The sequence below is a fragment of the Acidimicrobiales bacterium genome, from assembly GCA_035547835.1.
GTDB lineage: Bacteria > Actinomycetota > Acidimicrobiia > Acidimicrobiales > Iamiaceae > DASZTW01.
Map to the genome: position 1 here is coordinate 119,445 of DASZTW010000006.1, position 12,545 is coordinate 131,989.

A 12,545-nucleotide genomic window follows, 5' to 3' on the forward strand; every position below is an offset into this window, starting at 1 on the left:
CCATGCAGCTCACCGACATCGACATCTACGACCCCGATGCCTTCGTCGACGGGGTCCCGCACGAACAGTTCGCACTGCTGCGCCGGGAAGCGCCGGTGTACTGGCACCCCCACCCCGACGGCACGGGGTACTGGGCGGTCACCCGCCACGCCGACATCGTCAAAGTGAACCGCGACGCCGCGACGTTCAGCTCGTGGCAGGGCACCGCGTTGCTCATGGACTGGGACGACCCCGAGGCCATCGAGCAGCAACGCATGATGATGCTCAACCTCGACCCGCCCGACCACACCCGGCTCCGCAAGATCGTGAACAAGGGGTTCACCCCCAAGCACATCCGGGAGCTGTCGGCGATGTTGGAGCGCCGCGCGCACGGGATCGTCGCCGAGGTGGCCGAACGCGGTGCGTGCGACTTCGTGGTCGACGTGGCCGCCGAGCTGCCGTTGCAGGCGATCGCCGAGCTGATGGGCGTGCCCCAGGAGGACCGCAAAGTCATCTTCGAGCTGTCGAACAAGCTGGTCGGCGCCGGCGACCCCGAGTACGAGGTCCCACCCGACGAGATGGGCATCGCGGCGGCCGAGATGTTCGGCTACGCGCAGGAGATGGCCACGTTCAAGCGGGCGAACCCCGGCGACGACATCGTGACCACCTTGTTGAACGCCGAAGTCGACGGTGAGCGGCTCACCGACCTCGAGTTCAACTTGTTCTTCATGCTGCTCGCCGTGGCCGGCAACGAGACCACCCGCAACGCGATCAGCCACTCGATGCTCGCGTTGTTGCAGCACCCCGATGAGCGCCAGCAGCTCATCGATGAGCCCGACGTGCTCGGCCTCGCCATCGAGGAGTTCCTGCGCTGGGCGAGCCCGGTGATGCAGTTCCGCCGCACGGCCACCCGCGACACCGAACTGGGCGGCCAGAAGATCGCCGAAGGCGACCGCGTCGTGATCTACCACATCTCCGGCAACCGCGACGAGGCCGTGTTCGACGACCCGTACACGTTCGACATCGACCGCGATCCCAACTTGCACTTGCAGCAGATCGCGTTCGGCGGCGGCGGCCCGCACTTCTGCCTCGGCGCCAACTTGGCCCGGGCCGAGATGCGGATCATGTTCGACGAGCTCCGCCCCCTGCTGCCGTCGATGGAGCTGGCCGGCGACGTGCAACGCCTGCGGTCGAACTTCATCAACGGGATCAAGCACCTGCCGGTGAGCTGGGAACCCCGGGCCGTCCCGGCCTGACGCCGTCCGATCACATGGCGAAGCACGATCATCCCACCGTGGCCGGTGTCGACCTCCTCGCAGGGTCGTTCTGGGGCCGCAACCCCCACGACGCGTTCACCGAGATGCGCGCGTCGGCCCCCGTGTACTGGGACCAGACCTCCCAGGTCTGGGCGATCACGAAGTACGGCGACTTGCGCGAGATATCCCGTGATCCGCAACGGTTCTCGTCCGCGACCACCGGCATCCGGCCGCACGGCATGTGGCTGCCGATGATGATCGACATGGACGACCCCGCGCACTGGGGTCGCCGCAAGCTGGTCAACCGCGGGTTCACGCCCAAGCAGGTGCGCGCCCAGGAGCCGAAGGTCCGCGAGGTCGTCACGTCGCTGCTCGACTCGGTGTGCGAGCAAGGCGAGTGCGACCTTGTCACCGACCTCGCCGCGTGGCTGCCGCTGATCATGATCGGCGACGCGCTCGGCTTCGACCCGGCCGACCGGCCGACGCTGCTGCAGTGGTCCGACGACTTGCTGCGCGGCCTGGACTCCGAGGACGCGGGCGAGAAGATGGCTCGGGCCGCCGAAGCCATGGCCGGCTACGCCACGTACACCGCCGGCGTGGTGGCCGACCGGCGGGGTTGCCCCCGCGACGACCTCATGAGCATCCTCGTGGATGCCGAGGTCGACGGCGACCGGCTCGACGACGATGCGCTGCTCCACGAGTCGCTGCTGATCCTGATCGGCGGCGACGAGACCAGCCGCCACGTCATCAGCGGCGGCGCGTATCAGCTGCTGCGTCACCCCGACCAACGCCAGGCGCTGATCGACGATCCGTCGCTCATCCCGACCGCGGTCGAAGAGATGTTGCGGTGGGTGTCGCCGATCAAGAACATGAACCGCACGGCCACCGTCGACGTCGAGCTGCGCGGCCAGACCATCGAAGCGGGCGACCAGGTGATGCTGGTCTACCCGTCGGCCAACCGCGACGAAGAAGTGTTCGACGACCCGTTCCGGTTCGACATCCGCCGCGACCCCAACGACCACGTGGCGTTCGGGTTCGGGCCGCACTTCTGCCTCGGCAACTCGCTGGCGCGCCTCGAGATGGTGGTGTTCTTCGAGGAGTGGCTGCGCCGCATGCCCGACACCACGCTGGTCGACGGCACCGAGCCCGCATACCGGCCCGCCAACTTCGTGTCGGGCTACGAGACGATGCCGGTGCAGTTCACGCCTTCCGCGTCCGTCGGCGTGTAGCGCTCCCCTACTCAGCTGCTTCGGCGAGGGCCTTCGCCCAGCGCAAGTCGGCTTTGCCCGCGGGCGAGCGGCGGATCTCATCGACCACCACCAACCGCTTCGGGAGCTTGTAGCCCGCCAAGTGCGCCCGGGTGCGGTCGCGGAGATCGTCGAGCTCGAGGGTGGCGCCAGGTGCGGGCTGCACCACGGCGCACACCGCTTGGCCCCAACGGTCGTCGGGCACCCCGACCACCGTCACGTCGGCGACGTCGTCGAGCGCGTGCAGCGCGGCCTCGACTTCCTCGGGGAACACTTTCTCGCCGCCGGTGTTGATGCAGCCCGATCCTCGCCCGAGGAGCCGGATCGTGCCGTCCGGCTCGACTTGGGCCATGTCGCCGGTGATCACCCAACGGTCGCCGCCGTGCAACACGAAGCTCTTGGCGGTGCGCTCGGGGTCGTTGAGATACCCGAGGGGGATCCGCCCCCGCAGCGCCACCCGGCCCACCACGTCGGAGCCCGGCTCGACCGGGTCGCCGTCGTCGTCGACCACCACGGTGTTGTCGTCATAGGGGCGGAAGCGGGCCACGCCGTCGTCCGGCCCGTCGCTCGATGCACGAAAGCCACCCTGCGCACCCGTCTCCGACGAGCCGAAGCCGTCGTTGAGCACCAGGTTCGGGAAGGTGTCGACGAGGTCGAGTCGCAGCGCCGGCGACATCGGCGCGCCGCCGTTCGACAGCGAGAACAGCGCGGAGGTGTCCCACCGTCCGGGGTTGGTGAGCCAGGCGTCGAGCAGCGGCCGACCGATCGCGTCGCCCACGACCGTGACCAGGTTGGCGCGTTCGTCGGCGACTTCCTGCCACACCCGCTCGGGGTCGAACGATCCCGCGTACAGCACCACGCGGCCGCCCGCCCACAGCCACGAGAACGCGACCCACTGGCCGGCCGCGTGCATCATCGGCGGCAGGCAGAAGTACGTCAGCGGGCTGTCGAGCATGCGGTTCGCCATGTCGGCCGGCTGCGCCACCGGGTGGAGACGACTCGGGTCGCCACCCCCGAAGCACGGGAACAGCGCGTCTTCCATGCGCCACACCACACCTTTGGGCATGCCGGTGGTACCGCCGGTGTACAGGACGTAGTGGTCGTCGCCGGAGCGGCCCTGCACGGCAGGACGGTCGTCGGGTTGCGCGGCGATCACCTCGTCGTACGCAACCGAACCGGGCACCGATGCGACGCCGTCGGCGAGCGGAGGGCCGCTCGATTCGGGCTCGTCGACCACCAACACGGTCCGCAACCTTGACCGGGTCGCGCCGGCCAATCCGGCGACGGCCCCGGCCTGTGCCCGCCCGCACACCACAGCAGCGGCCCCGCAGTCATCGAGCAGGTACTGCAACTCGTCGGTGACGTAGCGATGGTTGACGTTGATCGGCGTGGCCCGGATCTTCCAAGCTGCGATCATCGCCTCGATGTACTCCGTGCAGTTCGGCAAGAAGATGGCCACGAACTCGCCAGGCGTGACCCCCGCCGCGAGCAGCGCATGCGCCAAACGGTTCGCGCGCCGGTCGAGCTGCCGGTACGTGAGCCGCCGCTCGCCGCACACCACCGCCTCACGGTCGGGCACACGGTCGACCGCGTACTCGAACAAGTCCGCGTAGTGGAAGGTCGCAGGGGGTGCCGGCAGCGTCGCGTCGACCATGGGCGCACGCTATCTGACAGTGCGTCAGGCGCTTCCGCTTTCGCACCACGCCGCGGGCGCGCGGTCCGGCGTTTCCGTTGGGACGGGTGGCGCGCCTCGCGCGACGGCGACGACATCGTCGTGCAGGCACCCCCGCCCGCCAAGACCTGACGGGTCGTCAGATAGGCTCCGCGCATGACACCACCGCTCCCATTGGCCGGATTGCGGATCATCGAGAGCTCGATGCTGGGCCCCGCGGCGATCACCACCGGCCTGGCCGACCTCGGTGCCGAAGTGGTGAAAGTGGAGACGCACCAGGGCGACTACGTGCGCCAGATGACCTGGCCGATCGTGGAGGGCGAGTCGCTCATGCACCTCCACCTCAACCGGGGCAAGCGCAGCGTGGTGCTCGACCTCCGCCAGCCCGAAGGGGTGCAGGCCTACCTCGACCTGGTCCGCCACGCCGACGTGGTGGTCGAGGCGATGCGTCCGGGCGGCCTCGAGCGGCGCGGGCTCGGCTACGACCGGCTGCGGGAAGTGAACCCGAAGATCGTGTTCATCACGATCTCGGGCTACGGCATGACCGGTCCGTACGCCGACATGCCGAGCCACGGCATCGCGTATGACACCTGGGCCGGCATCGTGTCACCGGCATATGACGACGACGGGTTCTGCTACATCCCCGAGCACGTGTCGATCGGCATCTTCGCGGGGCCGCTGTACGGTGCGCTCGGGATCCTGGCCGGCGTCCTCCGCGCCCGTGAGACCGGCGAAGGCTGCCGCATGGAGATCGCCCAGTCCGACGCGGCCGCGGCGTACGACTGGTACCGGTCCGAGACTTGGCGGGCCTACGAACGACCCGAGTCGGAGGTCACCGGGAACGCGTCCGATGGCTACGAGCGCCGCGCGCCGGGCACGGCGGGCATGCGCGAGGGCGTCCGCTACCAGATGTACGAGGCCAGCGACGGCCACGTGCTGTTCATGGCGTCGGAGCAGGCCTTCTGGAAGAACTTCTGCGAGGGCATCGGGCGGGCCGACTTGTTCGAGCGGTTCCCTGGCTCGACGTACGCCGACCACGCCCGCGGCAACACCGAGCTGCGCGCCGAGCTGCGCGACACCTTCCGCACCCGCACCGCGGCGGAGTGGCTCGAGTTCGGCCGCGAGCACAACACGCCGATCGCCCCGGTCAACACCCCGAAGAACCTGCCGGACGACCCGCAGTTCAAAGCCCGATTCGAGTGGCTCCCCGCCTCGCAGCTCGGGGCCGACGAGCTGCCCCAACCCGTAAAGTTCCTCGGCGAGTCGATCCCCACGCCGAGCCGGGCCCCCAAGGTCGGCGAGCACACCGAACAGGTCCTGCGCGAGATGGCGGGCTACGACGACGCCCGCCTCGCCGCCCTCCGCACCGCCAACGTCATCAACTGAGCGCCGGCGGCCCGCCGCGCACCTCTCCACTTCCCGGGCCACCAGCCGACGTGTCACGCTGGAGGCAAGTGCACGGGATGGGACGCACGACTCGCGGGCGGCGAGCAGGGATCGTGATCGGGATCGTCGCGGTCGTGCTGATGATCGGCGCCCTCACCCCCGACCACAAGGCGCATTCGGGCGCGCGGACGTCGGCGACGTCGACCACGTCCGACTCGGCCGACGCCCCAGCCACGACGACGACCGGGGCGACGACGACCGGGGCGACGACCAGCACGTCGACCAGCACGTCGACCACCTCGCCACCCACGACCGCGACGGCGCCCCCACCGGCGCCCGCGACGTCGCCGACGGGCGTCGACCCGCTCGACAACCCCGACGGCACGCGTCCTGGCCTCGGCGCGGTCGCCGCAGCCCGCCGCCCCCAGGCGCTGGCGTTGATCGCCCGGGTTCGCACGGCAGGCCGGGGCGCAAAGACGGGTTACAGCCGAGCGCAGTTCGGACCGGCGTGGACCGATGCAGCCACCGGCGTCGCCTGGGCGCGCAACGGTTGCGACACCCGCAACGACATCTTGCGACGCGACCTCACGTCGCTGGCCCTCGAGCCGGGGACGAACGGCTGCGTCGCCTTGTCGGGCACCCTCGGCGAGCCGTACACGAACCAGCAACTGCACTTCGAGCGCAGCCAGGCGATCCGGGTGCAGATCGACCACGTCATGCCGCTGTCGTACGACTGGCAGCTCGGCGCGGCGTACTGGCCGGCGGCCCGCCGTGAGCAGCTCGCCAACGACCCGCTCAACTTGCTGGCGTCGGACGGCAGCGCCAACGAGTCCAAGGGCGATTCGGGCCCGGCGGCGTGGCTGCCGCCGTCGAAGGCGGTCCGGTGCGCGTACGCCGTGCGGTGGGCGCAGGTGTCGCTCAAGTACGACCTGCCGGTCACGCCGCCCGACAAGGAGATGCTCGAGCGGCAGTGCACCGGACCCGCGCCGCCCGTGCTGCCGCTCACGCCGACGCCGGCCCCCGCGCCACCGCCCGCTGCGACGCCGGCCCCGATCCCGCCCGCGCCGTCCACAGGTGCCGGCGGGTCCGACGTCTACTACCGGAACTGCACGGCGGCCCGTGCCGCCGGCGCGGCCCCCATCCACGCCGGCGAGCCCGGCTACCGGGCCGGCCTGGACCGCGACCACGACGGCGTCGCCTGCGAGTGACCCGGCCGCCCACCCCCCTCCCGCGCCAACCGGGGGGACGGCTGGCATGATCCGGGGATGGTCGACCCGCCTACCGAGCCGTCGTTGCGTGCATGGGCGGTCGACGTGTTGGGGACCAACGACCGTGCGGGCTGGACGCGTCCGTCGGCCTCCCTGTACCCCCACCAGTGGAGCTGGGACGCGGCGTTCTGCGCCGTCGGGTGGGCGACCGTCGACGTCGACCGAGCCCTCGCCGAGCTCGAGCACCTCCTCGCCGCCCAGTGGTCCGACGGCCGGGTCCCGCACATCGTCTACGACCCCTCGGTCCCGTCCGGCGCGTATGAGCCGGGGCCCGACCGCTGGGGGCTGACTCGGCCAGCAGGCACGTCGCCAACTCCGACACGGATCGGGCCGCCGGCCGGGAGCACTACGAGCCCGTTGGTGCAGCCGGCCGTGCACGCGATCGCGCTCCTGCGGGTGTGGGACCGGGCGGCCGGGCGCGGCGACCTCACCGCCGACGTCGTCGCCCGCGTGGCCACCCTCTGGCCGAAGCTGGCCGCCTGGCACCGTTACCTCCACACCCGCCGCGATCCCGATGGCACGGGCCTGGTCACCATCTGGCACCCGTGGGAGTCCGGCCTCGACAACTCGCCCCGCTGGGACGCGGCGCTCGCCCACCTCCCCACCGAGGCGAGCCGCGCCGAGCCCACTGAACGGCGAGGCGACGACGACGGCGACGACGGCGACAGCGGCGCGGGGTCGCGGCCCCGGCCCGACACGGCCGTGGTGGATGCCGACCAGCGACCATCGGCGGCCGACTACGACCGCTACTGGCTCCTCATCGAGCGCGGCCGCGCGGCGGGCTGGTCCGACGACGCGCTCGCGGCGACGCACCCCTTCCGCGTGGGCGACGTGCTGTCGACCGCGCTGCTGGCGGCCGCCGACGACGCCCTCGGCGCGCTCGCCGTCCGCCTCGCCGACCACCCTGGCGGCTACCAGGTGGCCGACCACGACACCCTGCTGGCGCTCGCCGCCGACGCCGACCGCGGCCGGGCCGCACTCGACGGGTGCTGGGACGTCGACGCCGGGCTCTGCCTCGACCGCGACCTCCGCACCGGCGAACCCCTCCGCGCCCGCACCATCGCCGGCTTCGCACCCCTGATCGCCGGCGGGCTGCTCGACTGGTCTCGCGAGCTGCTCACCCTGCTCGACGGCCCGTCGTTCTGCGGGGCACCGGGCTTGCGGTGGCGCACCCCACCGAGCACGGCGGTCGACGACCCGGCCTTCGACCCGCGCAACTACTGGCGAGGCCCCACCTGGCCGGTGATGACGTGGCTGTTCTGGTGGGCGCTGCGCCGTGGCGGCCACCACGAGCGGGCCGCCCGCCTTCGCGCCGCCGCCCTCGACCAACTCGCCGCGACCGGCCTGTCCGAGTACGTCGAGCCCCGGACCGGCGAGCCGCTCGGCAGCCCCGACCAGTCGTGGACGGCAGCCGTCGCCCTCGACTGGCTCGCGGGCTGACCGCCGAGTCGCGCCCGCCCGCCCACGATCTGGCGCCGACCCCCGGCACCCAGCTTCGCCCCGCCCCGGCACCACGGCCGCCACGCCTCGCCCCCGGGCCCACGAAGGCGAGTTACCACCTGGTAACTTTCTCCCGTCCGTCGCGGCCGTGGGTGGCCGTATGCTCGAACGGCACCCAGGCGACCCACCCAGCCGGAGGAGAATCCCGTGACCGAAGCAGTCATCGTCGCGACCGCCCGTACCCCCATCGGGCGAGCCATGAAGGGGTCGCTGGTCGACGTCCGGCCCGACGACCTCTCCGCGCTCATCATCGACGCCGTGCTCGACAAGGTCCCCTCGCTGGATCGCACGCTCGTCGAGGACGTGATCTGGGGCTGCGGTCAGCCAGCCGGTGAGTCGGGCACGAACATCGGCCGGGTCGCGGCGGTGCTCGCGGGCCTCAGCGACGTGCCGGGCGTGACGGTCAACCGCTACTGCTCGTCGTCGCTGATGACGATCCGCATGGCCGCGCACGCCATCCGCTCCGGCGAGGGCGACGTGTTCGTGGCCGGCGGCGTGGAGACCGTGAGCCGCTTCGGCAACGGGATGGCCGACAGCGGACCGGGCAACCCGAAGTTCCTCGACGCCATCGGCCGCAGCGCCAAGCGGGCCGAAGGTGGCCAGGGCCCGTGGGCGCCGGGTGAGGGCTTGGCCGACATCTACATCGCCATGGGCCAGACCGCCGAGAACGTGGCCGAGTACAAGAAGGTCGGCCGAGAGGCCCAAGACGAGTACGCCGCTCGCTCGCAGCAACTCGCCGTGGCCAACCAGGAGTCGGGTTACTGGGACGCCGAGATCACGCCGGTGCCGCTGCCCAACGGCGAGGTCATGACCAAAGACGACGGCCCCCGCGCCGGCACCACGGTCGAGAAGCTCGCCGGCCTCCAGCCCGTGTTCCGCCCCGGCGGCACGGTCACCGCAGGCAACGCCTGCCCGCTCAACGACGGCGCCGCGGCCGTGGTGGTGATGAGCGACACCAAGGCCAACGACCTCGGCATCACCCCGCTGGCGCGCATCGTGTCGTCGGGCGTCACCGGCCTCAACCCCGAGATCATGGGCCTCGGCCCGATCGGCGCCACCAAGCAGGCGTTGGCCCGCGCCGGCAAGACGGCGGCCGACATCGATCTGTTCGAGATCAACGAGGCCTTCGCCGCTCAGGTGCTCCCGTCGGCCGAGGAGATCGGCATCCCGATCGACAAGCTCAACGTGAAGGGCGGCTCCATCGCTTTGGGCCACCCGTTCGGCATGACCGGCGCCCGCATCATGACCACCTTGATCCACGCCCTGCAGGACGAGGACAAGACGTGGGGCGTCGAGACCATGTGCGTGGGCGGCGGCCAGGGCATGGCCATGGTGATCGAACGCCTGAGCTGAGCTTCCTCGATGGCACCGACGTCACCGGTGCTGGCTGAGCTCCGCGGGCACGAAGTTCCAGCCTGGTGGCGTGACGCCGGCCTCGGCATCTTCATCCATTGGACGCCGGCGTCGGTGCCGGGTTGGGCGCCGACCGACCGCGACCTGCTCGACATCTTGACCGCCAAGGGGCCCCACCCCTTCGCCGAGATGCCGTACACCGAGTGGTACCAGAACTCGCTGCGGTTCCCCGACAGCTCGGTGTCGCGCTTCCACCGCGAGCGCTACGGCGACCGGGCGTACGAGACGTTCGCCGACGACTTCAACGCCGGCCTGGACCGCTGGGACCCGGCCGGTTGGGCCGAGCAGTTCGCCGCGGCGGGCGCCCGCTACGTGGTGCTGGTCACCAAGCACCACGACGGCTTCTGCCTGTGGCCGAGCGACGTGCCCAACCCGCACCGCCCGGGCTGGCACACCGAGCGCGACGTCGTGGGCGAGCTCGCCGACGCAGTGCGGGCCGCGGGGATGCGCTTCGGCGTCTACTACTCCGGCGGGCTCGACTGGACCTTCGACGACCGGCCGATCCCCACCATGGCCGCGGGCGCGGCCGCCGTGCCCCAAGGTGACTATCCCGCCTACGCCGCGGCCCACGTCCGCGAGCTGATCGAGCGCTACCAGCCGAGCGTGCTGTGGAACGACATCGCCTGGCCGCAGCCCGCCGACGATCTGTGGCCGCTGCTGCGCGACTACTACCGGGCGGTGCCCGACGGCGTCGTCAACGACCGTTGGCTGCCGTGGTCGCGGCTCAACACCGCGCTCCGCGTCGGCCCGCTGCGCCGGCTGGCCGACGCGGCGCTGCGCCGGGCGGCCACCAAGAGCAAGGGCCTGGTGCCCCCAAAGCCGCCCCACTTCGACGTGCGCACCCCCGAGTACACCGCGCTCGACGAGCGTCCGCCGTGGCCATGGGAGTGCGTGCGGGGCATGGACCGCAGCTTCGGCTACAACCGCAACTCGCGGCCCGAGCACTTCTTGGCCCGCGACGAGCTGCTGTCGACGCTCGAGTCGATCAACGCCAACGGTGGCAACCTGTTGTTGAACGTGGGCCCTCGTGGCGAGGACGCGGCGATCCCCGCCGAGCAGGTAGAACGCCTCGCGTGGCTCGCTCAAGCCGCCTCGGGTGGACGTTCCGGTGGCGGGTCGGGCGGCGGGCTCGGTGGTGGGTCGGGGTAGCGGAGCGGCAGGCGGTTCGGCCGGCCGCGGTCGATGCGGCAACCGTCGGGCCGCGTGAACACCATGGTGCCGTCGCGGGCCCGGGTGAACCCGAACCCGCCCTCGTGCACGAGGTGATGATGGCGGCTGCACAGCAGCGCGAGGTTGCCGAGGTTCGTCTCGCCCTCGTGCTCCCACGGCTGGATGTGATGTGCCTCGCACCAGTCTGCGGCACGGTCGCAGCCGGGGAAGACGCAGCCTTGGTCGCGGAGCAGCAGCGCCTTGCGCTGTGCAGCGGTGGCGCTGCGGTGGGTGCGACCGAGGTCGAGCAGCACGCCCGATGTCGTCGAGGCCAAGGTGACCATGCTGTCGCAGGCGAGTCGGCGGGCCGTGTCGGCCAGAACTCGACCTGCTCCGTCGATCTCGCAGATGGAGCCGAGCGGTGCCACGGCGGCCTGGCTCGCCGCGAGCACGTCGTCGACCACCACGACCACTGACGGGCGCGCCAAGCCGCCGCCGCTGGAAGCCGCCCCCGCCGCCACGAGCTCGACAAGCGCCTCGCCGCGACGCCAAGCCGCGGACCGGTCGGGCTCCTCACCGTCGGCCGGGTCGGGGTGTTGCTCGCGGAGCTCGCGCGCCTTGTCGTTGATGGCCCGAGCGAGCAGCGCGCCCCACTCGGCGTCGAGGCGGCCCTTCACGAAGTAGACGCCATCGAGCCCGGGTGACACCCACAGCTCGCACTCGTCGCGCGGATCGGGCGCCGGCCCGTCGGGACGCACCGTGTTGGCCCAGTGTCGGAGCAGGTGACCGGTCTGCTCGACCGTGAGCGGCTTGCACCACTCCACGAGATCGGCCTCGGCCTCGTCGAACTGCTGCACGACATCGTTGCGTCGCGCGTCGGCCAGAAGGCGGGCCTTCGCGACGCCGATCTCGCCGGCCTCGAGGGCCGCGCGGGTGGCAGGCATGTGAGCGATGCGCGTGGCGAAGCGCAGCTCCGCCCGAGCGCTCACCCGGGAGGTCTCGCCCCGATGGGCCAACCACACCGCACCGCTCAGCGCCCCGTCATCCGCCCACACCTCACGCCGGTCCCACTCGGCCAGGACCTGTGCCTTCGCCAGCGCCAGCTGCCCTTCGAGCGCTTCCATCTGGTTCAGCCAGGCCACCAAGTGGGTGTCGGTGGCATCGGCGGGCCTCTCCGCCAGTTCCTCGAACCCGGTCGGGTCGGTGACTCCGAACATATGTTCGATTATAGCCACACCCAGTGACACCAAACAACACCAAACACAAGAAATTCGCGAGCGACATCCGGATCCACCGTGGAGGCCAAACGGCACACCGCCACACGTCAGAGGCGCCCGCGCCGGGCTGACGCCGCGCTCGGCCGGCTCGCCGCCGGCCATCGCTCAACGAAGGCGGGGGCGCTTGCCCCCGCGACACTTCCAATAGCACCGAACCGCGGCGTGCGTGATATTGCCCGCTCAACGAAGGCGGGGGCGCTCGCCCCCGCGACACCCACGACGAAACACGCGTCGACCCCGCGAGTCGAGCCGCGCTCAACGAAGGCGGGGGCGCTCGGCCCCGCGACACGGCGATGAGGCTCGGAAACAAGTTCGCCATATCCGCGCCGCTCAACGAAGGCGGGGGCGCTCGCCCCCGCGACACCTGAGAACAGGGATAGCCAGCCCGTCTCCAGGTT

At 71.3% G+C, this 12,545-nt stretch carries 9 protein-coding genes; 7 read left to right on the forward strand and 2 right to left on the reverse strand.

The genetic code is table 11. From position 1 onward, the window contains the following. Window positions 1–2: 2 nt before the first annotated feature. Entirely contained in the window at window positions 3–1,235 is a 1,233-nt protein-coding gene (locus VHA73_06995) for a cytochrome P450 (GenBank protein HVX17762.1), read from the forward strand. Between the two features lie 14 nt (window positions 1,236–1,249). Next, on the forward strand, window positions 1,250–2,464 hold the full coding sequence (locus VHA73_07000) for a cytochrome P450 (GenBank protein ID HVX17763.1): 1,215 nt from the start codon (window positions 1,250–1,252) through the stop codon (window positions 2,462–2,464). Between the two features lie 7 nt (window positions 2,465–2,471). Here VHA73_07000 and VHA73_07005 read toward each other — a convergent pair whose 3' ends face one another. Continuing rightward, window positions 2,472–4,136: an acyl-CoA synthetase gene (locus tag VHA73_07005; GenBank protein ID HVX17764.1), complete on the reverse strand. Its 1,665-nt coding sequence runs from the start codon at window positions 4,134–4,136 to the stop codon at window positions 2,472–2,474. 174 nt (window positions 4,137–4,310) lie between these two features. Between VHA73_07005 and VHA73_07010 the strand changes: the two genes are divergently transcribed. The 5 genes from VHA73_07010 (at window position 4,311) to VHA73_07030 (ending at window position 10,870) form a co-directional block, all read left to right on the forward strand. After that, window positions 4,311–5,540, forward strand: coding sequence for a CaiB/BaiF CoA-transferase family protein (locus VHA73_07010; GenBank protein ID HVX17765.1), 1,230 nt, complete (start codon window positions 4,311–4,313; stop codon window positions 5,538–5,540). Between the two features lie 77 nt (window positions 5,541–5,617). Then, window positions 5,618–6,748 carry an excalibur calcium-binding domain-containing protein gene (locus VHA73_07015; protein HVX17766.1) on the forward strand — a complete coding sequence of 377 codons (1,131 nt, stop codon included), beginning with the start codon at window positions 5,618–5,620 and terminating at the stop codon, window positions 6,746–6,748. Between the two features lie 57 nt (window positions 6,749–6,805). Continuing rightward, on the forward strand, window positions 6,806–8,248 hold the full coding sequence (locus tag VHA73_07020) for a hypothetical protein (GenBank protein HVX17767.1): 1,443 nt from the start codon (window positions 6,806–6,808) through the stop codon (window positions 8,246–8,248). A 207-nt stretch (window positions 8,249–8,455) separates the two neighbouring features. Then, entirely contained in the window at window positions 8,456–9,661 is a 1,206-nt protein-coding gene (locus VHA73_07025) for an acetyl-CoA C-acetyltransferase (protein HVX17768.1), read from the forward strand. A 9-nt stretch (window positions 9,662–9,670) separates the two neighbouring features. Next, window positions 9,671–10,870 carry an alpha-L-fucosidase gene (locus VHA73_07030; GenBank protein ID HVX17769.1) on the forward strand — a complete coding sequence of 400 codons (1,200 nt, stop codon included), beginning with the start codon at window positions 9,671–9,673 and terminating at the stop codon, window positions 10,868–10,870. On the opposite strand, the gene VHA73_07035 is transcribed toward VHA73_07030, so the two are convergent. Next, a complete protein-coding gene (locus tag VHA73_07035) occupies window positions 10,804–12,087 on the reverse strand; it encodes a DUF222 domain-containing protein (protein HVX17770.1) in 1,284 nt (427 codons plus the stop codon). The genes VHA73_07030 and VHA73_07035 overlap by 67 nt on opposite strands. Between the last annotated feature and the right edge of the window lie 458 nt (window positions 12,088–12,545).